This is a genomic window from Pseudoduganella sp. S-14, from assembly GCF_049913285.1.
GTDB lineage: Bacteria > Pseudomonadota > Gammaproteobacteria > Burkholderiales > Burkholderiaceae_D > Rugamonas.
This window is the reverse complement of the sequence record NZ_CP183991.1, coordinates 5,571,271-5,596,197: the sequence shown is the minus strand read 5'-3', so window position 1 is coordinate 5,596,197 and position 24,927 is coordinate 5,571,271. Positions and strand designations below refer to the sequence as shown.

The 24,927-nt window shown below is 64.5% G+C and carries 21 protein-coding genes; 16 read left to right on the top strand and 5 right to left on the bottom strand.

Annotation, left to right across the window (positions count from 1 at the left end; all coding sequences use genetic code 11):
• Positions 1-6: 6 nt before the first annotated feature.
• Positions 7-6,165, top strand: coding sequence for an Hpt domain-containing protein (locus tag ACN9MZ_RS25795; protein WP_426339676.1), 6,159 nt, complete (start codon positions 7-9; stop codon positions 6,163-6,165).
• Between the two features lie 46 nt (positions 6,166-6,211).
• Here the strand turns inward: ACN9MZ_RS25795 and ACN9MZ_RS25790 are convergent, their stop codons facing one another.
• Positions 6,212-7,606 (bottom strand): cryptochrome/photolyase family protein, encoded by a 1,395-nt coding sequence (locus ACN9MZ_RS25790; protein WP_426339675.1) that lies wholly within the window; start codon positions 7,604-7,606, stop codon positions 6,212-6,214.
• Between the two features lie 184 nt (positions 7,607-7,790).
• Between ACN9MZ_RS25790 and ACN9MZ_RS25785 the strand changes: the two genes are divergently transcribed.
• The 7 genes from ACN9MZ_RS25785 to ACN9MZ_RS25755 are packed head-to-tail and all read left to right on the top strand — an operon-like array spanning position 7,791 to position 12,787.
• Complete coding sequence (locus ACN9MZ_RS25785) at positions 7,791-8,366, top strand: YqgE/AlgH family protein (protein ID WP_426319245.1); 576 nt, start codon at positions 7,791-7,793, stop codon at positions 8,364-8,366.
• Positions 8,367-8,418: 52 nt separating this feature from the next.
• Positions 8,419-8,757: a Holliday junction resolvase RuvX gene (gene ruvX / locus ACN9MZ_RS25780; protein WP_426339674.1), complete on the top strand. Its 339-nt coding sequence runs from the start codon at positions 8,419-8,421 to the stop codon at positions 8,755-8,757.
• On the top strand, positions 8,744-9,265 hold the full coding sequence (pyrR, locus tag ACN9MZ_RS25775; RefSeq protein WP_426164791.1) for a bifunctional pyr operon transcriptional regulator/uracil phosphoribosyltransferase PyrR: 522 nt from the start codon (positions 8,744-8,746) through the stop codon (positions 9,263-9,265). The genes ruvX and pyrR overlap by 14 nt, the downstream gene beginning before the upstream one ends.
• A complete protein-coding gene (locus ACN9MZ_RS25770; RefSeq protein ID WP_426339673.1) occupies positions 9,258-10,223 on the top strand; it encodes an aspartate carbamoyltransferase catalytic subunit in 966 nt (321 codons plus the stop codon). The genes pyrR and ACN9MZ_RS25770 overlap by 8 nt, the downstream gene beginning before the upstream one ends.
• 2 nt (positions 10,224-10,225) lie before the next feature.
• Positions 10,226-11,530 (top strand): dihydroorotase, encoded by a 1,305-nt coding sequence (locus tag ACN9MZ_RS25765; RefSeq protein ID WP_426339672.1) that lies wholly within the window; start codon positions 10,226-10,228, stop codon positions 11,528-11,530.
• Positions 11,511-12,308, top strand: a complete 798-nt coding sequence (locus tag ACN9MZ_RS25760) for a lysophospholipid acyltransferase family protein (RefSeq protein ID WP_426339671.1) — start codon at positions 11,511-11,513, stop codon at positions 12,306-12,308. Before ACN9MZ_RS25765 ends, ACN9MZ_RS25760 begins: the two co-directional genes overlap by 20 nt.
• Positions 12,305-12,787, top strand: a complete 483-nt coding sequence (locus tag ACN9MZ_RS25755; protein WP_426339670.1) for a hypothetical protein — start codon at positions 12,305-12,307, stop codon at positions 12,785-12,787. Before ACN9MZ_RS25760 ends, ACN9MZ_RS25755 begins: the two co-directional genes overlap by 4 nt.
• Here the strand turns inward: ACN9MZ_RS25755 and ACN9MZ_RS25750 are convergent.
• Positions 12,784-13,629: a symmetrical bis(5'-nucleosyl)-tetraphosphatase gene (locus tag ACN9MZ_RS25750; protein ID WP_426342958.1), complete on the bottom strand. Its 846-nt coding sequence runs from the start codon at positions 13,627-13,629 to the stop codon at positions 12,784-12,786. The genes ACN9MZ_RS25755 and ACN9MZ_RS25750 overlap by 4 nt on opposite strands.
• 221 nt (positions 13,630-13,850) lie before the next feature.
• Here ACN9MZ_RS25750 and ACN9MZ_RS25745 point away from each other — a divergent pair, with 221 nt between their 5' ends.
• From ACN9MZ_RS25745 to ACN9MZ_RS25710, 8 genes are all read left to right on the top strand, one after another.
• Positions 13,851-14,948: an MraY family glycosyltransferase gene (locus ACN9MZ_RS25745; protein ID WP_426339669.1), complete on the top strand. Its 1,098-nt coding sequence runs from the start codon at positions 13,851-13,853 to the stop codon at positions 14,946-14,948.
• A gap of 51 nt (positions 14,949-14,999) precedes the next feature.
• The gene (locus tag ACN9MZ_RS25740) at positions 15,000-15,314 is read left to right on the top strand and encodes an H-NS family nucleoid-associated regulatory protein (protein ID WP_426339668.1); all 315 of its coding nucleotides are present in this window, start codon (positions 15,000-15,002) and stop codon (positions 15,312-15,314) included.
• Positions 15,315-15,351: 37 nt separating this feature from the next.
• A complete protein-coding gene (locus tag ACN9MZ_RS25735; RefSeq protein ID WP_426339667.1) occupies positions 15,352-16,731 on the top strand; it encodes a phosphomannomutase/phosphoglucomutase in 1,380 nt (459 codons plus the stop codon).
• Complete coding sequence (gene waaC / locus ACN9MZ_RS25730) at positions 16,732-17,697, top strand: lipopolysaccharide heptosyltransferase I (RefSeq protein WP_426339666.1); 966 nt, start codon at positions 16,732-16,734, stop codon at positions 17,695-17,697.
• A 2-nt stretch (positions 17,698-17,699) separates the two neighbouring features.
• Positions 17,700-18,983 (top strand): lipid IV(A) 3-deoxy-D-manno-octulosonic acid transferase, encoded by a 1,284-nt coding sequence (gene waaA / locus ACN9MZ_RS25725; RefSeq protein ID WP_426339665.1) that lies wholly within the window; start codon positions 17,700-17,702, stop codon positions 18,981-18,983.
• Positions 18,984-19,074: 91 nt separating this feature from the next.
• On the top strand, positions 19,075-20,862 hold the full coding sequence (locus ACN9MZ_RS25720; protein ID WP_426339664.1) for a CIA30 family protein: 1,788 nt from the start codon (positions 19,075-19,077) through the stop codon (positions 20,860-20,862).
• 11 nt (positions 20,863-20,873) lie between these two features.
• On the top strand, positions 20,874-21,989 hold the full coding sequence (locus tag ACN9MZ_RS25715; protein ID WP_426339663.1) for a sensor histidine kinase: 1,116 nt from the start codon (positions 20,874-20,876) through the stop codon (positions 21,987-21,989).
• Complete coding sequence (locus ACN9MZ_RS25710) at positions 21,986-22,591, top strand: response regulator (RefSeq protein ID WP_426339662.1); 606 nt, start codon at positions 21,986-21,988, stop codon at positions 22,589-22,591. Before ACN9MZ_RS25715 ends, ACN9MZ_RS25710 begins: the two co-directional genes overlap by 4 nt.
• On the opposite strand, the gene ACN9MZ_RS25705 is transcribed toward ACN9MZ_RS25710, so the two are convergent.
• The 3 genes from ACN9MZ_RS25705 to ACN9MZ_RS25695 are packed head-to-tail and all read right to left on the bottom strand — an operon-like array spanning position 22,588 to position 24,919.
• A complete protein-coding gene (locus ACN9MZ_RS25705; protein WP_426339661.1) occupies positions 22,588-23,295 on the bottom strand; it encodes a phosphodiester glycosidase family protein in 708 nt (235 codons plus the stop codon). The genes ACN9MZ_RS25710 and ACN9MZ_RS25705 overlap by 4 nt on opposite strands.
• Entirely contained in the window at positions 23,295-24,233 is a 939-nt protein-coding gene (locus ACN9MZ_RS25700; RefSeq protein ID WP_426339660.1) for a M48 family metallopeptidase, read from the bottom strand. Before ACN9MZ_RS25700 ends, ACN9MZ_RS25705 begins: the two co-directional genes overlap by 1 nt.
• Positions 24,179-24,919, bottom strand: coding sequence for a lysophospholipid acyltransferase family protein (locus ACN9MZ_RS25695; RefSeq protein WP_426339659.1), 741 nt, complete (start codon positions 24,917-24,919; stop codon positions 24,179-24,181). The genes ACN9MZ_RS25700 and ACN9MZ_RS25695 overlap by 55 nt, the downstream gene beginning before the upstream one ends.
• Positions 24,920-24,927: the final 8 nt, after the last annotated feature.

The window sequence follows — 24,927 nt, the reverse complement described above, 5'->3', positions numbered from 1 at the left end:
GAATCTATGAGCAAACCTGATCTTTCGTTCACCGCTTTGCCGCAATACGACACCGGCCCGCTGTCCTGGGTCATGGGTGAAATCCGCGAAGCGCTGGCCCGTTCCCGCACGGCGCTGTTCGAAGCCGGCGGGCGTGATGCGGAAGACCAGACCACGGCGCTGATGCATGCCAAGTCGCACCTGCACCAGGCGCACGGCGCCCTGCAGATGGTGGACGTGGACGGCGTGGCGCTGCTGACGCAATTGGCGGAAGTGGTGCTGGACCGCATGCGTGACGGCACGCTGAAATGCACCGCGGACCATGCCCAGCTGCTGGCCAATATGTACCAGGCGCTGGTGGAGTTCCTGGAGGAGCTGCTCTCCGGCGCCCCGTTCCAGCCGGTGCGCCTGTTCCCCTTCTTCCGCGATATCCAGGATTTGCTGGGCATCGACCGAGTCCACCCGGCTGACCTGTTCTTCCCTGACGTATCGCATGTGCCGGAACTGCCGTCGGCGCTGCCGTCGACCGGCGCGCCGGGCGGTGCGCCGGACTACAAGGCCTTGCGCCAGCGCTTCGAGCGCGCGCTGCTGCCCTACCTGAAGGCGGCCGACGCTGGCAGCCAGGCGATCCATGCCGCGGCGCTGCAGGCGGCCATTACCGACGTGGCAGACCAGCAAGGCGAGCACAAGGCGCGCGTGTTCTGGCGCGCCATGCAAGCCTTCGCCGAGCTGGTGGTGGGCGGCCAGCAGGAAAGCAACCGTTACGTCAAGCAGCTGTTCGGCCTGATCAACCTGCAACTGCGCCGCCTGTCGGCCGGTTCGCCCGAGCTGCCGGACAATGTGCTGAAGGAGGCCCTGTTCTTCATCGCCTCGGCCGATCCGGAAACCCTGCCGCCGCTGGCGCGCCAGCTTCGCGCCGGCTATGCACTGGACGGCATGGTGCCGCACGATTTCGAGACGCGCCGCTATGGCCGTATCGACGATGCTTCGCTGGCTACTGCGCGCGAGAGCATTGCCCATGCGCGTTCGGTCTGGCAGCGCATCGAACAGAACGAAAACAATCCCGAACTCGATAATGATTTCGGCCAGTCCCTGGCCAAGGCGGCCGTGGCCAGCGAAATGCTGGGCCTGGGGGCGCTGGCAGGCTTGCTGCGCCAACTGGCGGAATCGGCACGGAACACCGTGGGCTCGCGCCGCAGCGAGGCGCTGGGGCTGGAGATGGCGACGGCACTGCTGTTCGCCGAACACGGCATCGCCCAGATCCGCCACCTGCCGGACGATTTCAACGCCCACGCCGACACCATCGCGGCGCGCCTGCAAGCCTTGCAGGCCGGTGGTTCCGCGCCCGAACCTGCGCAGTGGCAGGGCGGCCTGGCGCGCCAGCTGCACGAAGAAGATACCGTCGTTGCGCTGGCACTGGAAATGAAGACCGGCTTGCGCCAGGTCGAGAAGATGCTGGACGAGTATTACACCGACCCGGCGCGCCGCGGCGAACTGTCGGACCTGGACAAGGTGCTGCACCAGCTGCACGGCGCCTGCGCCATCCTGGACCAGGACGAGGCGATGAACGCCGCGGCGCACGTGCGCATCGAGATCGGCCGCCTGGCATCGGGCCAGTTTGACGAGGCGCACGAAGCCAGGGCGCTGGACGATATCGCCCAGAACGTGGGCGCGCTGGGCTTCTTCGTCGATATGCTGGCGCAGAATCCATCCGGCGCGCGTGAGCGATTCGCCTTCGATCCGGAACACGGTACGTTCCGCGCCGTGCCGTTCAAGAAAATCTCCGGCCCGGAGTCGATCCCGGTGCTGGAGGAGGCACTGCCGGAGCCGGAAGCGGCCCCTGAGCCGGTGCTGACCGCACCCGTTCCCGAAGCCGGCGCCGCCGGCGACGAGGCGGTGGAAGCGGAACTGCTGGAAATCTTCATCGGCGAGGCGCAGGAAGTGCTGGCCTTCGTGCGCGAGACGCTGGCGCGTCCGCACAGCGAGATTTCCAGCCTGGACACGATGACCATGCTGCGCCGCTCCTTCCACACGCTGAAGGGCAGCAGCCGCATGGTGGGCCTGAACCGCTTCGGCGACGGCGCGCATTCGATCGAGAAGGTGATGAACCTGTGGCTGGCAGAAGAGCGCCGTGCCACCGAAGATCTGTTCGGCCTGCTCGAATATGCGAGCGAAGAGATGTCGGCGTGGGTGGATGAACTGGCCACTACCGGCAATTCGGCGCGCCAGGAAAAACCGATCGTCGACGCTGCCACGCGCGTGCAGGAGACTGGCCTGTTCGAGCGTCCTGCCGCCGGCACCCTGCCTGCCGCGGCGCCAAGTGCGCCGCAAGCAGCCGGCGTCGAGTTCGAGGCTGCAGTGGAAGCGATCGAGGCCCCGGCACTGGCCGAGCCGACCGTCGTGGAGCCTGCCGTCGCCGGGGCGGCGGCTGAGGGAAGCGCGCCGGAAGCGGCAGCCGCTGCCGGCAATGAAGCGGCCGAGGAAGTGATTGAAGCACTGCCTGCCGACCTGTCCTTGGACCTGGACGCAATCGAAGTCACCGAACCCGAACCTGTCCTGACGCTGGACGAGCCGCTGGTCATCGAGGCGCTGGAAGCGGAAACCGCAACGGCGCGCCCAACCAACGTCATCGAATTCCCGACTGCTACCGCGCCAACGCCACCGGAGCCGCCGGCGGAAGACAATATGAAGTTTGTGGGGCGCCTGGCGATCCCGCTGCCGCTGTACAACATCTACATGGCGGAAACCGACGAACTGGTACGCCTGCTGTCGCAAGATTTCGGCGAATGGCGCCACGAGCAGCGTCCGGTTAATCCGGAGGCGCTGCAGGCGGTGCATACCCTGACCGGTACCTCCGGCACGGTGGGCTTCAAGCCGCTGCGTGAGCTGTCCTATGCGCTGGAAACCACGCTGCAGGAGTTGCAGCCGCCGGCGCCGCACCTGGACGATGCGCAACATGACCTGTTCGATTTCACGATCGAGCGCGTGCGCCAGATGCTGCAAAGCTTCGCCACCGGCGAGCTGCCGCCGGAACAGCCGGAATTGATCGAAGCGCTGCACAAGCTGCGCGACGAACTGGCGCATCCGCCGGAAGTCGGCCAGGAACTCGACGAACGCCTGGACAGCATCGTCGGCGAGCCAGCCAGCGCAGAGCTGGAACAGCGCCTCGACAACCTGTTCAGCGATACTTACCACAGCCTGGTCGCCGAGCCGCCGGCAGACGCGCAACACACAGAGCAACCGAAGCAGGAAGTTGTCACGCAGGACGGCAACATCGATAACCTGTTCGATGCCGCTTTCGATGACGCTTTCGACGCGCCCGAGCTGAAGCAGGCCGCGCCTGCCGCAGAAACGCTGCGCCTGGTGGAGCCTGGCGCAGCCGAAGAGATCGTTGCCGAAGCCGCTGAGCCGGCGGTCGAGGAAATCGCTGTACCGGTTGTCGAAGAAGCTGCCGCACCGGACCTCGAGCAGGTCGATGCGCTGCTGGTCGAAGAAAGCCCGGCACCGGTCGCCGAAGAAGCTGCCGAACCAGTCGTCGAGCAGGCCGCCGCGCCGGTCGTCGCAGAAACCGCTGCACCGGCCATCGAGCAGATTGCCGAGCCGGCCGTTGCCGAAGCCGAAGCCGAGCCTGCCACCGAGGAAATCGAGCAAGCCGCACTGCTGGCCGAAGCCGATGCCGCGACTGCCGAAGCGGCGATGGAAGTCGACGCCATCGATGCCACGGCTTTGGCTGCCGGCGAAGCCATCGAAGAAGATGCGGTCGACCTGGACCACGCTGCTGCAAGCGAAGTGCAGGTGGTCGAACTGCCGGAAACCCCGCACCTGCTGGGTGCCAGCCCGTCCGACATCCACGACGAACTGGACCCGGACCTGCTGCCTGTGTTCCTGGAAGAAGGCACCGACCTGCTGCCGCAGATCGGCGAATCGCTGCGCGCCTGGCACGCCAAGCCGACCGATTTCAGCCACGCCCACAGCCTGCAGCGCGTGCTGCACACCGTGAAGGGCAGCGCCCGCATGGCAGGCGCGATGCGCCTTGGCCAGCACGCGCACGAAATCGAAACGCACATTGAAAACATGGTGCACGCAGGTAGCGCGTCCCAGCACTCGTTCGACGAGCTGATGGCGCACTACGACCACGCGCTGCTGCTGTTCGAACAACTGCAAAATCCGGAAGCCTATGCAGCTGCCATGGCCGCCGCGCAAGCGGCAGCCGCGGCACCGGCCGCCGATGCCCGCGCGCCAGCCGCGCAAGGCGCAGCCCAGCCTTCGCTCAGCGCCCTGGCTGCACGCCTGGCTGCCGCGCCTGCAACGGCGGCACGCGGCGGCGACGAAGCGGAAGGCGCCAAGGCCTCGCCGCTGGTGCGTGTGCGTGCAGACATCCTCGACCGCCTGGTGAACCAGGCCGGTGAAGTGTCGATCACCCGTTCGCGCCTGGAAAACGAAGTGACCTCGCTGCGTACCTCGGTCTCGGACTTCCAGGAAAACTTGAATCGCCTGCGCCGCCAGCTGCGCGAAGTCGAAATGCAAGCCGAGTCGCAGATCGCCTCGCGTATGTCGATTGCCGGCGAGCGCGAATTCGATCCGCTGGAGTTCGACCGCTTCACCCGCCTGCAGGAACTGACCCGCATGATGGCCGAATCGGTGAACGACGTGGCCTCCTTCCATGAAGGCCTGATCCGTTCCATCGACGGCGCCACCGGCGACTTGACGCAGCAAGCGCGCATGACGCGTGACCTGCAGCGAGACCTGATGCGCGTGCGCATGGTGCCGTTCAACAGCGTGTCCGAGCGTCTGTTCCGCGTGGCCCGCCAGGGCGCGAAAGAAACCGACAAGCGCGTCAACCTGGACATCCGCGGCGGCGGCGTGGAAATGGACCGTAGCGTTCTGGAACGCATGGCCGCGCCGTTCGAACACTTGCTGCGCAACGCCATCGTGCACGGCATCGAGCCGCGCGAACGCCGCGTTGAACACGGCAAGGGCGAGACCGGCGAGCTGCTGGTGCAGGTCAGCCAGCAGGGTAACGAAGTGGTGCTGGAGTTCAGCGACGACGGCGCAGGCCTGGACCTGGAACGTATCCGCGCCAAGGCGCGCAGCGTCGGCCTGCTGGCCGAAGACCAGGTGGTCAGCGATGCTGAAGCGTCCAACCTGATCTTCCAGCCAGGCTTCTCCACTGCCGATACGCTGACCGAACTGGCCGGCCGCGGCGTGGGCATGGACATCGTTCTGTCCGAGGCGCAAGCCCTGGGCGGCCGCGTGGAAACCTTCACCGAGCCAGGCAAGGGTACCCGCTTCACGATTCGCCTGCCGCTGACGCTGGCCGTGACCCAGGTGGTGCTGATCTCGGCCGGCGGCCGCACCCACGCGGTGCCAGCGCTGATGGTGGAGCAGGTGCTGCAGCTGAAGGAAGGGGCACTGGCCGAAGCTACCGCCAAGGGCGCCGTGGTGCACCATGGCCAGCATGTGCCGCTGCGCTACCTGGCAACCTTGCTGGGCGATGGGGCAGCGCGTCCGCTGCTGCAACGCTCTTCGCCGGTGATGCTGCTGCGTAACGGTACCGACCGTGTCGCGCTGCACGTCGATGAGATCCTCGGCAATCGCGAGGTGGTGATCAAGAACATCGGCCCCCAGCTGTCGCGCATGCCCGGCATCGCCGGCGCCACCGTGCTCGGTTCGGGCGAGATCGTGCTGATCCTGAATCCGGTGGCGCTGCAGCTGCACGTGGCGCAGCACCCGGAACTGGCGCCGCGCACTGCCGCGACTCCGGCGCCGGCGCCGGCCGGCGGCAGCGCCGAACCGGTGGAACAGACTCGCGCGCATGGCACCGTCATGGTGGTGGACGATTCGCTCACCGTGCGCAAGGTGACCCAGCGCCTGCTGGAGCGCGAAGGCTACCACGTCATGCTGGCAAAAGACGGCGTGGATGCGCTGGAACAGTTGCAGGACCGCTTGCCGGAACTGATGCTGGTCGACATCGAAATGCCGCGCATGGACGGCTTCGACCTGACCCGCAACGTGCGCGGCGACGAACGCACCAAGGAGATCCCGATCATCATGATCACCTCGCGTTCGGCGGACAAGCACCGCAACTACGCGCTGCAACTGGGCGTGAATGCCTACTTCGGCAAGCCGTTCCAGGAAGATATCCTGCTCGGCGCCATTGCCGGCCTGCTGCCCCAACGGGCTTGAGGCGCGCAGCAGCGAACCAAAGGGCAGGCCACAGCGCCTGCCCTTTTTATTTCTTCATGACTTCGTAACGTTCGAGCGTGCGCTGGCGCGCCTGGTCGTGGTCGACCACCGGATTGCGCGGCAAGTGGACCTCCTTGGCCGGCAAGCCGGCAAGCTGCGGCAGGTAGCGCTTGATGAATTTCCCCTCCGGGTCGAACTTCTGCGACTGCGTGACCGGATTGAAGATCCGGAAGTAGGGCTGCGCATCGCAGCCCGACGACGACGCCCATTGCCAGCCGCCGTTGTTGGCCGCCAGGTCGAAATCGTTCAGATGCAGCGCGAAGTAGGCTTCGCCGCGGCGCCAGTCGATCCCCAGATCCTTGCACAGGAAAGAGGCCGTCACCATGCGCAGGCGGTTGTGCATATAGCCGGTGCGGTTTAGCTGCAGCATGGCCGCATCCACCAGCGGATAGCCGGTGCGCCCTTCGCACCAGGCGGCAAACAGCTCGTCGGCTTCGAGGCCGGTTTCCCACTCGATCCTGTCGTAAGCCGGCTTGAAGGCGCGTTCCACCACATGCGGGTTGTGGTACAGGATCTGCATGTAGAACTCGCGCCAGATCAGCTCCGAGAGCCAGACCGCGCCGCCTTCGCCTGCCGCGCCGCGCGCCGACATGGTCATCACGGTGCGCACCAGGTGGCGGATCGAGACGGTGCCGAAGCGCAGGTGCATCGACAGGTAGGACGGCCCCTTGATTGCAGGGTAGTCGCGTGCGGCGCCGTAGCCGGCAATCCGGCCAAGGAAATCGTCGAACAACTGCGGCCCGTTGCCGATGCCCAGTTCATGCAGGTTGGTGCGCTCGAAGCCGAGGTCGGCAAGCGACGGCAGCGTGCTGCGGCCCGGCGCAAAGCGGCCAGGCCGGCGCCCGCCGGCAGCCGTGCTCCGCGGTTCCACGGTCCATGGTGCCAGTACCGACGGAGCCGCCTCGAGCTTGCGCAGCCAGGCGTTCTTGTAGGGCGTAAACACGGAAAACGGCTGGCCGGCCTGGGTCAGCACATCGTCGCGCTCGAACACCACCTGGTCCTTGAAAGTGCGCAATTCACGGCCGGCAGCGTGCAGGCTGCGGGCCACGGCGGCGTCGCGGGCAATGGCGGCCGGCTCATAGTCATGGTTGGCGAAAACGGCATCGGCATCGAGCTCGGCAGCCAGCGCGGGAATGGCTGTTTCGGCAAGGCCGTGCCGCACGATCAGGTGCCCGCCAGCCGCCTCCAGCTCAGCAGCAAGTGCCGCCAGCGTGTCGTGGATAAACTCGACCCGCCGGTCGGCAGCCGGGAGCCGATCCAGGATGGCGCGGTCGAAAATAAAGGCCACGTACACTGTCGCTGCAGAGGCCAGAGCGTGATGCATTGCGGCATGATCGAACAGGCGAAGGTCCCGCCGCAACCAGACAAGGGCGTTTTTCATGGCTGGATCAGCAATTCATAGTAAACTGTGGGTATATCCGGCAGTTGCAGCGCGGATATTACAGTAAAGAACTCTTAACAGTCCTGCATAGAGAGCAATCATGAAAAAAGTCAAATTGACCAGAAGCATGCCTGTGCCGGGATTGTTACCGGAAACTAGTGAACTGAAGGAGCTAAAGGCGCCTATGACTGCCCCTGCGCTCAACCTGGCGAATCATTTCCTGATTGCCATGCCATCCATGCAAGACCCGATCTTTGGCGGTACGGTCGTGTATGTATGCGAACACAATGAGAACGGCGTGCTGGGCGTCGTGATCAACAAACCTACCGACATGACCATGGAAGTGCTGTTCGACCGGATCGACCTGGAAGTGTCGTCCGCCGCCGAGCGCCACCTGGAGTCGGAGCCGATCATGTTCGGCGGCCCGGTGCAGGATGACCGTGGTTTCGTGCTGCATACCCCGGGCGCGCACTATTCGTCTTCGCTGACGGTCACCAACGACGTCGCCTTCACCACCTCCATTGACGTGCTGGAAGCCGTGGCCCGCGGCCAGGGACCGGAACGCATGATGGTGTCGATCGGCTACGCGGGCTGGAGCCCCGGCCAGCTGGAAGACGAGCTGGCTCGCAACGGCTGGCTGACGGTGGCCGCCGATCCGCGCATCGTGTTCGATGTGCCGATCGAGGACCGCTACCAGGCCGCCATCAAGCTGCTGGGCTTCGACCCCCTGATGCTCAACTCTGAAGCGGGTCATGCATAGTCCGGAAACTGTTTTAGGCTTCGACTTCGGCATCAAACGCGTTGGTGTCGCAATGGGAAACACAATGATCGGCCAGGCCACCCCCCTGGCCGTCATTCAATCCACCGTCAACGATGCTCGCTTCGCCGAGATCAAGGCCCTGATCGACAAATGGGGGCCGACCAGGCTGGTAGTCGGCCTGCCTTTCCACCCGGACGGGACAGAGCACGACATGACGGCGCGCTGCCGCAAGTTCGCCAATCAGCTGAACGGCCGCTTCAACCTTCCCGTGGTGCTGGTCGACGAGCGCTACTCGTCAGCGATGATTGCCGCCAAGCGCGGCGAGATCATCGACGACCGTGCCGCTGCCATCATCCTCCAACAATACTTTGACGAATATGTCCCACACTGATCCCCAACAGCTTGACGCCGAAGCGCTGTACGCCAGCCTGCTCGAGCAGGTGAAGGCCGGTATCGCCGGCGCCAATGATCCCGCCATCGTCGGCATCCACTCCGGCGGCGCCTGGATCGCCGAGCGCCTGGCCAAGGACCTGGGCCTGGCGGCGCGCCTGGGCGTGCTGGATGTGTCCTTCTACCGCGACGACTACGCGAAGAAGGGCCTGCCGGCCGAAGTGAAGCCGACCCACATCGGCTTCGACGTCAACGGCGCCACCATCGTGCTGGTGGACGACGTGCTCTACACCGGCCGCACCACCCGTGCCGCCATCAACGAATTGTTCGACTACGGTCGCCCGGCGCGCATCATGCTCGCCTCGCTGGTGGACCGCGGCGAACGCCAATTGCCGGTGGCTGCCGATTTCGTGGCGGCGCACACGCGCTGCGCGCCGGGCCAGGCGCTGCGCCTGCAGCAAACCGGCGACGGAAAGTTTTCCCTGACTCTTGAACAGAACCATGCTTAATCCGCAACTCAACAAACACGGCGAGCTTCAGCACCTGCTGACGACCGAGGGCCTGCCGAAAGCCATCATCAACCAGATCCTCGATACCGCCTCCTCTTTCGTGTCCGTGTCGGACCGCGAAGTGAAGAAGGTCCCGCTGATGCGCGGTAAAAGCGTTTTCAACCTGTTCTTCGAGAATTCCACCCGTACCCGTACCACCTTCGAGATCGCGGCCAAGCGCCTGTCGGCCGACGTGATCAACCTGAACATCGCGGCGTCCTCCGCCAGCAAGGGCGAGTCCCTGCTGGACACCATCGACAACCTGTCGGCCATGCACGCCGACATGTTCGTGGTGCGCCACTCGCAATCGGGCGCGCCCTACCTGATCGCCAAGCACCTGCAGGATACGAAGCAGAACCACGTGCACGTGGTGAACGCGGGCGACGGCCGCCACGCGCACCCGACGCAGGGCCTGCTGGACATGTACACCATCCGCCACTACAAGAAGGACTTCACCAACCTGCGCGTGGCGATCGTGGGCGACATCCTGCACAGCCGCGTGGCCCGTTCCGACATCCACGCCCTGACCACGCTGGGCGTGCCGGAAATCCGCGCCATCGGCCCGCACACCCTGCTGCCGGGCGGCCTGGAGCAGCTGGGCGTGCGTACCTTCACCAACATGGATGAAGGCTTGAAAGACGTCGACGTGATCATCATGCTGCGCCTGCAGAACGAGCGCATGAGCGGAGCGCTGCTGCCGTCCGCCGGCGAATACTTCCGCGCCTACGGCCTGACGCCGGAGCGCCTGGCGCTGGCCAGGCCTGACGCCATCGTGATGCACCCGGGCCCGATGAACCGCGGCGTGGAGATCGACTCCGCCGTGGCCGACGGTCCGCAAGCGGTGATCCTGTCGCAGGTCACCTTCGGTATCGCAGTCCGCATGGCGGTAATGAGCATCCTGGCAGGCACGCAAGCATAAAAATGAACGTACTTATCCAAAACGGCCGACTGATCGATCCGGCCAACAAGATCGATTCCAAGCAAGACCTGTACATCGTGGACGGCAAGGTTGCCGCCATCGGCAGCGCGCCGGCCGGCTTCCAGGCCGACCGCACCATCGACGCCGCCGGCAAGGTCGTGGCGCCGGGCCTGGTCGACCTGTCTGCGCGCCTGCGCGAGCCGGGCTTCGAATACAAGGCTACGCTGAAATCTGAAATGCAGGCGGCGGTGCAGGGCGGCGTGACTTCCCTGGTGTGCCCGCCCGACACCGACCCGGTACTCGACGAGCCGGGCCTGGTGGAAATGCTGAAGCACCGCGCGCGCGGCCTGAACCAGGCCCACGTGCATCCGCTGGGTGCGCTGACCCATGGCCTGAAAGGCGAGGCTCTGACCGAGCTGGTGGAACTGACCGGCGCCGGCTGCATCGGCTTCTCGCAGGCAGAAAACCCGATCAAGGACACCACCGTACTGCAGCGCTGCATGCAGTATGCAGCCACCTTCGGCTTCACCATCTGGCTGCGTCCGCAGGACGCCTGGATCGGCCGCGGCGGCGTGGCCAACAGCGGCCCGCTGTCTTCGCGCCTGGGCCTGTCCGGCGTGCCGGTGATGGCCGAGACCATCGCCCTGCACACCATCTTCGAGCTGATGCGCTCGACCGGCGCCAAGGTCCATCTGTGCCGCATGTCGTCGGCATCTGGCCTGGAGCTGGTGCGCGCCGCCAAGGCCGAAGGCTTGCCGATCACCTGCGACGTCGGCGCGCACCACGTGCACCTGACCGACACCGACATCAACTTCTTCGATTCCAATGCGCGCATGGATCCGCCATTCCGTACCCAGCGCGACCGCGAAGCGATCCGCGCCGGCCTGCTGGACGGCACCATCGATGCAATGTGTTCCGACCATACGCCGTGCGACGACGACGAAAAGCTGCTGCCGTTCGGCGAAGCTTCGCCGGGAGCTACCGGCCTGGAGCTGCTGCTGTCGCTGGCCATCAAGTGGGCCGACGATTATGCGGGGCTGCAAGGCAAGGACGATGCGTTGTCGCGCGCCGTGGCGCGCGTCACCTGTGATGCGGCGCGCGTAGCCGGCCTGGCGCAGGCCGGCCAGTTGGGCGTGGGTAGCGTGGCCGACGTGGTGGTGTTCGACCCGGCCGCGCGCTGGACCGTCACCGGCAGCGCGCTGGCCAGCCAGGGCAAGCACACCCCGTTCCTCGGCTATGAGCTGGCAGGACAGGTGCAGGCGACCATCGTTGCGGGCCAAGTGGCATATGAGCGCACAGCCAGCTAAACGCAATCTCGATTGGCGCCTGGTGCTGCGCATCGGGCGCATGGCGGTGCACCTGCTGGCAGGCATGGCCACATGCGCTTTCATCTTCCCCTTCATCGGGACGGAAAAGCGCAACGGCCATGTCCGGCGCTGGTCGCGCCAGCTGCTGGCCATCTGCAACGTCAGCGTGCAGATGGCGCCAGCCAGCGCGGCGCCGCTGGAGCAGGGCATGATCGTCTGCAACCACATTTCGTGGCTGGACATCTTCGTCATCAATGCGCTGTATCCATGCCGCTTCGTGGCCAAGGCGGAAATCCGCGACTGGCCGCTGGCCGGCTGGCTGGTGGCGCAGGCAGGCACGGTGTTTATCGCACGCGGCAACAAGCGCGAACTGCGCAATATCTTCAAGGGCCTGGTGCATGCGCTGCAGGATGGCCAGCGCGTGGCCTTTTTTCCGGAAGGGACGACCGCCGCGCAAGGCACGCTGCTGCCTTTCCATGCCAACCTGTTCGAGGCGGCGGTGGACGGCAAGGTGCTGGTGCAGCCTTTCGCCTTGTCCTACGTCGATGCAGCGGGCCAGCCGCATCCGTCGGTGGACTTCATCGGCGACATGACTTTCGTGCAAAGCGTGGTTAATATCCTCGATGGCAAGCCGGTGCGCGCGCGCCTGGCGGTGCTGGAAGCGGTGCCGGGCGAGGGCGCCCATCGCCGCGAGCTGGCGGCCGCGAGCCACGCTGCCATTGGCGCAGCCCTGGGCATCGTGCCCGAGGCGGAAACTTTACAGGAGCAATCAGCATGACCAGGATCAGCGTGCTGGCAGCCTGCCTGCTGTTGGCGGCCTGCGGCGACACCTTCACCAATGCCAAGACCCTGCGCACGCAGGCCACGGAAAGCCTGGCGCAGAAGAACTATGGCATTGCGGCCGACAAGGCTTACGCGGCCACACTGAAGGCGCCCAAGGAAGCTGAGTCATACTTCCTGCTGTCCCAGGCCCAGGCGCAGCTGGGCCGCAAGAATGCGGCCATGGCGTCGCTGGAGACGGCGATCGTCAACGGTTTTACCGATGAAGAGGCGATCAAGGGCAGCGCCAACCTGGAACCGCTGCGCAAATCGGAAGCGTACAAGGAATTGATGGCGGCCACTTTCGCGCCTGCCGCCGCAGCGCCGGCTGAAGGCGAGGCTGCCGCCGCAGCGGAAGGCGGCGGCGAACCGGCCAAGGCCGACGGCCGGTCCCAGGCGCAAGCTTCGGCGCCGCCTGACGGGACGTCGAAGCACTAAACCGTCCGGTACTCCGGGCAATCCACCTGCAGCAGGCTGCGGTCGTCCAGGCAGACGGCCGACAGCTTGCCGCCCCACACGCATCCGCTGTCGAGTGCAATCAGGCGCGGCATGATGCGCAGGCCCAGCGCCGACCAATGCCCGAACACCACGGTGGTATCGCTGGTGCGGCGGCCCGGCACCTCGAACCACGGCATCAGTCCGGTCGATGGATCGGCTTGCGCCGATTCCTTCATCTTGAAATCCATCACGCCTTCGGCGCTGCAAAAGCGCATGCGGGTCAGGGCATTGACGATGCAGCGCAAGCGCGCGGCTCCGGTCAGCGCATCGTCCCAGCGATCGGGCTGGTTGCCGTACATTTCGCGCAGGAAGCCGACCCATTCGTCGCCGCGCAGGGCTGCTTCCACCTCGCCGGCCAGCGCCATGGCCTGCTGCGCCGTCCATTGCGGCAGCACGCCGCCATGCACCAGCAGGTGGCCGCGGCGCATGATGGCCATCGGGCGCAGGCGCAGCCAGTGCAACAGCGGGTCGCGGTCGGCCGCCGCCAGGATATGCTCGATGGTGTCGGAACTCGACTCGGGGCGAATGCCGTTGGCCACGGCCAGCAGGTGCAGGTCATGGTTGCCCAGCACGGCGTCGATGCGGCCGTCGCTGCCCTGGCTCAGGGCCTGCACATAGCGCAGGGTGGACAGCGAGTCGGGGCCGCGGTTGATCAAGTCGCCGCAAAAGAGGATGGCTGGCGGTTCATTTCCGGCGCCATGCTCGGTGTCCAGGATCTTTTCGACCAGGGTGACTGTCTCGCCGTGGCACCCCTGCAGGTCGCCCACTACATAAGTTTTCATGGCAATAGGATAACGCATGATCAGCGCATTCGGCGGTGCGCTGCGCCCGGGCGGCTTCGCAAATGGTATCAATTAGTAAGGAAATACCTTAGGCGCAACGCTATCGGCTAGAATTTCCCGTCCCGCACTGTGCATACGGTACAATCGCCGCTTAGCGCGCAAGCAATCTTTCTTGCCGCGCTGCGTAAATGGCGGCTGGCTCACTATACTGATAAGAACAAATGTTTTCCTTCCTCGTGAGCTTTTTCACGTCCGCGCTCTTGACCCTGTGGGTCATCAAGGAAGTGCGCTTGCATGGACCTGCGTTGGACACTGATTTCGGCGGCGTGCAAAAAGTGCATGCCCATCATGTGGCCCGCATCGGCGGCCTGTCGATTTTCCTGGCGGTGGCACTGAGCGCCTGCGTTTCCGTGTGGCGCGTGCCGGTCATGACCAGCTGGATGCTGTCACTGATCATGTGTGCCCTGTTTGCCTTCCTCGGCGGCATTGTCGAAGACTATACCGGCAAGGTCAGCGCGCGTCGGCGCCTGCTGCTGACCATGTTTGCTGCCTTGCTGGCTTATTTCCTGATGGATGCCCGGATCGACCGCATCGACTGGATGTTCTCCACCACGCCGCTACCGTACCTGTGGTTGACGCTGCCGCTCACGGTGCTGGCCGTTGCCGGCATTGCCAACGCCGTCAATATCATCGACGGTTTCAATGGCCTGGCCAGCGTGGTGACGATTTGCATGCTGCTGTCGCTTGGCTATGTTGCTCTTCAAGTCAACGATATGTTCGTGCTGGTGGCGGCCCTGATGGTGGCTGGCGCCACTGCCGGTTTCCTGATCTGGAATTACCCGGTCGGGCTGATATTCCTGGGCGACGGCGGCGCCTATTTTATTGGCTTCATGCTGGGCGAATTGGCCCTGTTGCTGGTAATGCGCAATCCACAAGTTTCTACTTGGTATGCTGTATTGCTATTAATTTATCCGACCTTTGAAACACTGTTCAGCGTTTATCGCCGCTTCTTTATTCGCGGCACGTCGCCGGCCATGCCGGATGGTATTCACCTGCATAGCCTGATTTTCCGCCGCGTAGTGCAATGGGCGGTGGGCCGCAAGGATGCGCGCGCGCTGGTACGCCGCAATTCGATGACCTCGCCATATTTGTGGATGTTTTCGCTGATGGCAGTGATTCCCGCCACGGTATTCTGGGCCTATACCTGGGTGCTGATGCTGTTCTGCCTGTTATTTATTGCGAGTTATGTCTGGCTATATGCGCGTATTGTCAGATTTAAAGCGCCGCGCTGGATGATCCGACATAAGAAAATCCGTTAAGCCGATTTCGTGTATATTCCCAGACATCGAAATCTGATAAAGGATAGGAAGATGGACCTGTCGAATTTGTCGTTCCCTGAATTGCGCAACCTGCAGGAGCAGATTAAGCGCGAATTAAAGCAGCGCGAAGGCATGGATAAGCAAAAGGCGCGCGAGCAGATATTCGCCATTGCGCAGCAAGCCGGCGTGCCGCTGAAGGAATTGCTGGCTGGCTTCCCGGGCACCCGCAACAAGGGCGGCAAGGTGGAAGCGCGCTATCGCAACCCTGTCAATGCTGCCGAGCAGTGGACTGGCCGCGGCCGCCAGCCGAAATGGGTCAAGGAATGGGTCGATGGCGGCAAGTCGATCGACCTGCTGCGCATCTGAGCCGATTCAATTTCTACTATTTGTTTTCTCGTTTTCTATGGTTGCTCTCTCTAAATCTATTTTCAAGGCTTACGATATCCGCGGCATCATTGGTAAAACGCTGGACGAAGGCGTGGCGCGCTCTGTTGGCCATGCCTTCGGCCTGGCTGCCGCCGCCAAGGGAGAGCGCAGCGTGGTGATCGGCCGCGACGGCCGCCTGTCCGGCCCGGGGCTGATCGCTGCGCTGGCGCAGGGCTTGCAGGCAGCCGGTGTCGACGTCATCGACCTGGGCGTGGTGGCAACGCCGATGGTGTACTTCGGCACCCAGGTGCTCGACACCCGTTCCGGCATCATGGTGACCGGCAGCCATAACCCGCCGGACTATAACGGCTTCAAGATGGTGCTGAAGGGCGAGGCGATCCATGGCGATGCCATCACCGCCCTGTACCATGCCATTGAAGTCGGCCTGCAGCCAGCGGCTGCCGCCGGCAAGTACGGCACCTACGACATTCGCGCCCAATATTTGCAGCGCATCATCGGCGACGTGAAGATTGCGCGCCCGATCAAGATCGCCGTCGATTGCGGCAACGGCGTAGCCGGTGCCTTCGCGGGTGAGCTGTATCGCGGCATGGGCTGCGAAGTGGTCGAGCTGTTCTGCGAAGTGGACGGCACTTTCCCGAACCACCACCCGGACCCGGCGCACCCGGAAAACCTGCAGGACCTGATCAAGGCGCTGCGGGAAACCGACGCCGAGATCGGCCTGGCCTTCGACGGCGACGGCGACCGCCTCGGCATCGTGACCAAGGACGGCCAGATCATCTATCCTGACCGCCAGCTGATGCTGTTCGCGCAAGACGTTCTGTCCCGTAACCCGGGCGAGCAGATCCTGTACGACGTGAAATGCACGCGCCACCTGGCCGCGTACATCGAACAGGCAGGCGGCAAGCCGCTGATGTGCAAGACCGGCCATTCGCTGGTGAAGGCCAGGCTGAAGGAAACCGGCGCCCCGCTGGGCGGCGAAATGAGCGGCCACGTGTTCTTCAAGGACCGCTGGTACGGTTTCGACGATGGCCTGTATGCCGGCGCGCGTATGCTGGAGATCCTGACCCGGCACGCCGATCCTTCGGCGCTGCTGAACGCCTTGCCCAAGTCGGACAGCACGCCGGAACTGCAGCTGCAGCTGGACGAAGGCGAAAATTACGCGCTGATGGCCAAGCTGGCGGCCGAGGCGAAATTCCCCGGCAATGAGCGTGTCATCGATATCGACGGCCTGCGCGTGGAATATGCCGATGGCTTTGGCCTGGCGCGTTCCTCGAACACCACTCCGGTGATCGTGATGCGCTTCGAGGCGGAATCGCCAGCGGCGCTGGCGCGCATCCAGGGCCAGTTCCGCGATGTGATCCTGGCTGCCAAGCCGGATGCGAAACTGCCGTTCTAAATGAATATACTGCTCGTGCGCGTCTCGTCGCTGGGGGACGTGCTGCACAATATGCCGATCGTGGCCGACATCAAGCGCCACTTCCCGGATGCGAACATCGACTGGGTGGTGGAGGAGGGCTATGTCAGCCTGGTGCGCCTGAACCCGATGGTGCGCAAAATCCTGCCGTGGGGCCTGCGCCGCTGGCGCAAGAGCCTGGGCAAGAAGGAAACACGCGCCGAGATCGGGGCCTTCTTCCGCAAGCTGCGCGAAGTGCAGTATGACTATGTGTTCGACACCCAGGGCTTGCTGAAGACCGGCATCATCATGGGCGCCGCGCGCGGCAAGAACAAGGTCGGCCTGGCCAATGGCAGCGAAGGCTCGGGCTATGAAGGCATATCCCGCATCTTCCACAGCAAGAGCATTCCGCTCGACCCGCGCACGCATGCGGTGGCGCGCGGCCGCCTGGTAGTGGGCGCTGCGCTGGGCTTCAAGGTGGATTATCCGGCCGATTTCGGCTTGCCTGAAGTGCCGGCCAGCGAAGCGCGCCCGCAGTGGATGGGGGAGGCGCCCTACGCCGTGTTCTTCCACGGCACGGCGCGCGACGCCAAGAAATGGGCGCCGGCTAACTGGATCGAGCTGGGCAAGGCGCTGGCGCCGATGCCGGTGCTGTTGCCGTGGGGCTCGGACAAGGAAAAGGCGGAAGCGGAAACGCTGGCCGCCAGCATTCCGCATGCCCGCGTGCTGCCGAAGCTGTCGATGGCCGATGCTGTCATGCTGGCGCGCCGCGCTGCGCTGGCGGTCGGCGTGGATACGGGCCTGACCCATATCGCGGCGGCTTTCTCGCGTCCCGTGGTGGAAATCTATGCCGACTCGCCGCGCTGGAAGACCGAAGGCAACTGGTCGCCGCGCATCATCAACCTCGGCGACCAGGGTTCGCCGCCCGGCGTGGCGGATGTGCTGGCCGCGGCCAGGAGCCTGCTCTGAGCATGCGGATCTTTTATACATTCATGTGGTGGCTGGCTTTGCCGCTGGTGCTGGGCCGCCTGTGGTGGCGCGGCCGCAAGGAGCCGGGCTACCGCCAGCACTGGGGCGAGCGGCTTGGCATGTATGGCGCGCGCGCCGCCAACGATGAACCGGCCACCATCTGGGTGCATGCAGTTTCGGTGGGCGAGACGCGCGCTGCCGAACCGCTGGTCGACGCGCTGTTGAAGAAGTACCCGCAGGCCCGCATCGTGCTGACCTGCATGACCCCTACCGGCCGCGCGACCGGCAAGAGCCTGTTCGGCAAGCATGGTGCACGCGTGGTGCAATCCTATCTGCCCTACGATATGCCGCTGCTGGTGGCGCGCTTCATTCGTCATTTCGAACCGCGTGTCTGCATCCTGATGGAGACCGAAGTATGGCCGAACCTGATCGTGCAATGCCAGCGCGACAAGGTGCCGGTGGTCCTGGCCAACGCGCGCCTGAGCGAGCGCTCGCTGGGCAAGGCGCAACGCTTCGGCAAGGTGATCCGCGACGCGGCGCAAGGCATCACGCTGGTGGCAGCCCAGACCGAGGCCGATGCTCTGCGCATCCGCGCACTGGGCGCCAGCAATGTGAGCGTGACCGGCAGCATCAAGTTCGACGTCGTGATTCCGCAAGCCGCGCTGGCAACCGGCGCGCAGTTGCGCCAGCAGTTCGGCGTGCGCCCGGTATTCCTGTGCGCCAGCACCCGCGAAGGCGAAGAAGGCCTCATCCTCGATGCATTCCAGGCTGCGCGCGCGTCCCTGCCGCAGGACGTGCTGCTGCTGATCGTGCCGCGCCATCCGCAGCGCTTCGACGAAGTCGCGGCAATGGTGACGGAACGCGGCCTGTCGCTGCAGCGCCGTTCAGCGCTGGCGGAGCCGGGCGCCAGGGTCGACCCGGTCACCGACGTGGTGCTGGGCGATTCGATGGGCGAGATGTTTGCCTACTACGCGGCTTGCGACCTGGCTTTCATCGGCGGCAGCCTGCAACCGCTGGGCGGCCAGAACCTGATTGAGCCGGCCGCGCTGGGCAAGCCGATCATCGTCGGCGAGCATACCTTCAATTTTGCGCAAGCCACCGAAGACTGCCTGCAGCAGGGCGGCGCGGTGCGCGTGCCGAACAGCGACGGCCTGATGCACCAGGCTGCGCGCCTGCTGGCCGACAGCGCAGAGCGCGGCGCCATGGGCGCGCATGCGCAGACCTTTGCCAACACCCACCGCGGCGCCACGGCACGCACGATTGCATTGCTTCCCGATTTGAAGTGACAAATGTCATGACCAAGTCGTGGCATTCCGTTCTGGTGCGCAGCGGGCGCAAACCGGATACTGGGTTCACCTGACCACAAGGAGAACCGCAATGCTGAAACTGTTAGTAGCCGCCAGCCTGGCCGGCGCCCTGCCTGCCATGGCGGCCGAAACTACCCTGATCAAGGACGTCCGCGTTTTCGACGGGCAGGAAATGCATGCCAGGCGCAGCGTGCTGCTGGAAGGCGGCAAGATCGCCAGCGCCGACTTCAAGGGCAAGGCGCCCGCTGGCGCGAAAGTGGTCGCTGGCGCCGGCCGCACGCTGATGCCGGGCTTGATCGATTCCCATACTCACAGCTTCCAGCACCTTGAATTGCCGCTGGTATTTGGCGTGACCAGCGAACTGGATATGTTCACCGCCGTGCCGCTGCTGCAGGAAATGAACGGGCGCATGGCGCGCGGCGAGAACAAGGATCGTCCGGATATCATCTCGGCCGGCGTGCTGGCAACCGTGCCGGGCGGCCATGGCACCGAATACGGCATGCCGATTCCTACCCTGACCAAGGCGGAAGAGGCGCAGCCCTGGGTCGATGCCCGCATTGCGGAAGGCTCGCACTTCATCAAGATCGTGATGGAACCTGGCTGGCCCGGACATCCGGTGCCGAGCCTGGACCGCGCCACCGTGAAGGCGCTGATCGTGGCCGCCCATCGGCGCGGCAAGCTGGCCGTGGTGCATATTTCCAATCCGGAGGATGCGCGTACCGCGCTGGAAGAGGGCGCCGATGGCCTGGTGCACCTTTTCAACGGCGAGTCGATGACGGAGCAGGACCTCAAGTCCTTCGTCAAGCTGGCGCATGATCGCAAGGCCTTCATCATCCCGACCTTCAGCGTGCTGGAAAGCGTAGCAGGCCTGAAGGAGAAGGACGTGCTGGAAGACAAGCAGATGATGGCCCTGCTGACGAGCGACCAGATCGCGCCGCTGAATTCCCCGTACGGGAAGAAGGAAATGGCACAGCGCATGAACGCGACCAGGTCGGTGGTAGCTGCGCTGCGCACCGCCGGCGTGCCGGTCCTGGCGGGCACAGACGCCGGCAACGGCGGAACCCAGGCCGGCGCCAGCCTGCACCACGAACTGCTCTCGCTGACCGGTGCCGGACTGACGCCGCTGGAAGCCTTGCGCGCCGCCACGTCGGTACCGGCCAAGTCATTCCGCCTGGCCGACCGGGGTGTCGTTGCCAAAGGCGCCAAGGCCGACCTGGTGCTGGTTGAAGGCGATCCAAGCCGGGACATCAAGGCCACTCGCAATATTGTCGAAGTCTGGAAGGATGGCGCGACCGTATCGGCACGCCGCAAGGCGCAGCAGGACCTGGTGGCCAAGGAACTGAATACGCCCAAGAGCGCGCCGCTGGTGCTGCCTGCAGACGGCATGATCAGCCTGTTCAGCAAGGAAAAGCTGGCCAGCCCGTTCGGCACCGGATGGGTGCCTTCCAACGACGCTTTCCTGGGCGGCAAATCGACGGTGAGCCTGGAGTACGCTGGCGAGAACGCGGTCCAGGTCAAGGCAAGCGTGCAGCAGGGCTTTGCCTTCCCGTGGGCCGGCATCGCTTTCGTGCCGGGCAGCCAGCCCTTCCAGGCGGCGAACCTGAGCGCCGCCAAGACCCTGCGCTTCCGCGTCAAAGGCGACGGCCAGGGCTACCAGGTGGGGATCATGCATGGCAGCGCGCGCATCCCGGTCTATCAGCCGTTTGCGGCCGGTGCGGAATGGCAGGAAGTTGCCATGCCGATGGCCAGTTTCGCCGGGGTCGATACCGGTGCGATCACGCTCATCATGTTCAACGCCGGCCCCAAGATCGGCGACTATCAGTTCCAGATCGCCGATGTGCGTTTGACTAACCAGTAAAGGGAGCAGGCATGATCCAGGCAAGGCGTTGGCTGCAAAGTCCCTGGTTGCCGCCGCACCTGGGCAAGGCGCCTTACCTGTGGCTGCTGTCGCTGAATTTCTTCCTCTGGAAGTACTTCTACATCAAGCCGTCGCTGCTGGAACTTGGCTTGCTGGTGCTGTCGATCCTCGCGTTCGTACCGATGTACCTTGCCAGCTACTGGCTGCGCAACCTGCGCGTGGTGCCCCTGCTCCTGGCGACCATCTCGCTGGGCATCGCCTGGGCGCCGTCCAATTTTGGCGCCTGCACCTATTTCATCTTTGCCTGCTCGATGTGCGCTGCGTTGGAGCAGCCGCGCCACGCTTACCTGGGAATCGGGATCACCCTGATTGCCGCGACGCTGCTTGCGCTGACGCTGGAATCGCCTCTGCCTTTCCTGCTGCCGGCACTGGCGGTTGGCGCGCCAGTCGGCATCGCCAGCGTGATGGATGCGCGGGTGCGCCGCTCGAGCCAGCAACTGCTGCGCAAGCAGGAAGAAGTAGAGCATCTTGCCCGCATCGCAGAACGAGAACGCATCTCGCGCGACCTGCATGACTTGCTGGGACATACGCTGTCGCTGATCGCCATCAAGGCTGAACTGGCGGGACGCTTGCTGGAGCGCGACACGGCGGCGACGGCGAAGGAAATCAAGGATATCGAAACCACCGCGCGCCATGCCCTGGCCGAAGTGCGTAGCGCAGTGACCGGCTATCGCCAGAGCGGCTTCGCACAAGAGCTGGCGCAGGCGCGCGCCGCGCTCGCCGCGGCCGGCGTGGAACTTGACGCGAGTGTGCAGCCTTTCCTCATGCCTGCAACGGTGGAGAACGTGCTTGCGCTGTCGCTGCGCGAGGCCGTCACCAACATCCTGCGCCACGCCAGGGCGACGCGCTGCCTGGTGAGCGTACGGCAGGACGGCGGGCAGGTTGTTTGCCACATCAGCGATGACGGCAGCGCGCCGCTTGACCACGGGGCGCTGGCACGCGGCAATGGCCTGCGCGGCATGCGCGAGCGAGTCATGGCAGCGGGCGGTCGCCTGTCACTGCACGCCAGCGCCGCCGCCGGCGGCCTGGCGCTGGAATTACATTTACCGATGGGAGCTGTTGCATGATCCGCGTACTGATCGCCGAAGACCAGTCGATGGTGCTGGGGGCGCTGGCTGCGCTACTGAAACTGGAACCCGACCTCGACGTGATCGGCCAGGCGCGCAACGGGCAGGAGGCATTGCTGCTCTGTGAAGAACTGCGCCCCGACATCGTACTGACCGATATCGAAATGCCGCTGATGACAGGCCTGGAGCTCGCCGCCGTGCTGGCCGAGCGCGGCGGCGCAACGCGCGTGGTGATCGTCACCACCTTTGCCCGTTCAGGCTACCTGCGGCGCGCCATGGCGGCCGGCGTGCGCGGCTACCTGCTGAAAGATGCCCCGTCCGAGTCCCTGGCCTCCGCCATCCGCAGCGTGCATGCCGGCGGGCGCGCCATCGCGCCGGAGCTGGCGCTGGAGAGCTGGAGTGGAAGCGAAGACCCGTTGAGCGAACGCGAACGGCAGGTGCTGCGGCTCGCCGGTGAAGGCCGCAGTGGCGCGGAGATCGCAAAGCAGCTAAGCCTGTCGGAAGGGACCGTGCGCAACTACCTGTCGGAAGCGATCAGCAAGCTCAACGCAGGCAACCGCGTGGAAGCCTTCCGCCTGGCGCGCGAAGCGGGCTGGCTCTAGTCCGCAATCACGCCGATCATTGGTCCCAGGTCGGCACGGTAGTCGTTGCGGCCCAGGGCCGGCGAGTAAAGCGATGACACCGAGCCGTCCAGGTAGAGGGCGTCCCGGCACTTCAACACATCGCGGAAATACCTGGCGAACTGGTAGAAATTGACCCGCTCTTCGCTGATGACAAAGACGGCTTTGCCGTCCAGGGCGCACACGCCGTTGCGCACGTGGAGCGAATGCGAATCCGGATCGAACAGTGGATTGATCACGCCATTCGACAGCAGCATCGGACCTGACTGTGTTGCCAGGCGCGCTTTGCCGGCAAGGGCCGGGTAGGCCGAAGACTCTACCACTTGGGCGCCGGCGTCGCTGACCAGGAACACGCCGTTTGGGCGCAAGAAAAAGTTGCCTTTGCCTGGCGACAGGTTCAGCGGCGACAGTTCGACACCGTCCGCAACGAACAAGCCAACCGGCGAATAGTCCGCATGGTACATGCCCGCATTCATGCCGAACGAGAGATGCTGGCCGCGCCCGTCCAACGCTGCAGCGACTCTCTCCAGCCGCTTGTAGGGATGGCCCTGCTCATCGTTCAGGAACAGTTGCAGGCGTTCGCGCAGCGGATCGACCGTGATGACCGTAAAATGCGGCTCGCCGGCGCGCATCGTGCCGCATGCGGCCAGTGATGCAAGCAGTAGCAGGGCAGGGGGAACGCGCACTAGGTGAACAGGGGAGGCAATTCCGCGGCGCGCTTGCGCAGCAGTTGCTTGGCTTCCTCGTACTGGGGATAGATGCGGCCGACATTGGCCCAGAAGCGCGGGCTGTGGTTCATCTCGAGGATATGCGCCAGCTCGTGCGCCACCACATAATCCACCAGCGGCAGCGAGAAGTGCATCAGCTTCCAGTTCAGGCGGATCGTGCGCTGCGCGGTACATGAGCCCCAGCGCGTGTCGGCCGAGGACAGCGAAAAGCCGGCATACTGCACGCCCAGGCGCGCCGCATAAAGGTCAAGCCGTTGCTGGAACAGGCCTTCCGCCTGCGCCTTGAACCAGTTCTTGACGCGTTCCTTGAGCAGCTGCTCGGTGGCGCCTTGCACCAGTCCCATCGACAGCTCCATCGCCACCGGATCGAATTCGGTCCGATTGCGCGGCGCCTGGTACAGGCGCAGCGTGATCTCTTCGCCCAGGTAAGGCAGCTTCGCGCCGTCATCCCACACGATGGGCGGCTTTTCCAGGCGCGCCGCGCGGCGCTGGCGGCGTTCGTCAAGCTTGGACAGTATCCAGTGCTGCTTGGCGCGGATGGCGTTGTCGATGTCGGCCAGCGAGCAGCGCTTGGGCGCCGTCACGTACAGGCCGGTATCGTCGACCGTAAAGCCGATCGAGCGGCGCGTGGAGCGCTTCAGCACGTATTCGAGAATGTATTCGCCGACAAGAAGTTGTCGCTTGTCCTGGTCGCCGGACAGTGGCGGGTTGGTCGGTTCAGGGCGGCGCAGTTGCACCGGGGGGCGCAGCAGGTTCACTGCCGCGGGAGCGGGAACGGGAAACGGGGAAGAAGGCGCGGCCGCTGGCGGCGGCGCCTCCTGTTGCGCTTCGGCCTTTTCGGCTAGCCAGCGCTGTAGGCGTGGGGCGAAATGACGCGCATTTCTGATTCGATCCACTGTTCCACCTGCTCCATCAATTCGTCGGGAGTCTTACCTTCCGACGAAATCGGTTTGCCCACCGACACCGTAACGGTGCCTGGTTTCTTGATAAAGGAATTCTTAGGCCAGCATTCGCCGGAGTTCACCGCAATCGGCACCACCACCGCGCCGGTTTCCACTGCCAGGCGCGTGCCGCCGCTCTTGTACTTGCCTTGCTGCCCGACCGGGATGCGAGTCCCTTCCGGAAACATGATAATCCATTGGCCGTCCTTGAGTCGACGCTTACCTTGCGCAACAACTGCTTTGAAGGCATTCTTGCCTTGCTTGCGGTCGATCGGGATCATGCGCAGCAGCGCGATGCCCCAGCCGAAGAAGGGGATGTACAGGATCTCTTTTTTAAATACAAACACCAGCGGGCGTGGCAGGTTCGCCAGCAGGAAGATGGTTTCCCATGCCGATTGATGCTTGGACAAGATGATGGCCGGGGCATCCGGGAAGTTTTCGTAGCCCTTGAACTGGTAGTTAATGCCGCAGATCCATTTGGCGCACCAGACGATGAAGACGTTCCAGCGCGACGTCACGAAATAGCGCTTGTTGTATGGCAGCGGCGCTGCCAGCATGCAGACTCCAGACCAGATGACGGTGGCAATCGCCATCAGAACCATGAACAGGGCGGAACGCAGGAACAGAACGAAATGTCGCAACGACAGTC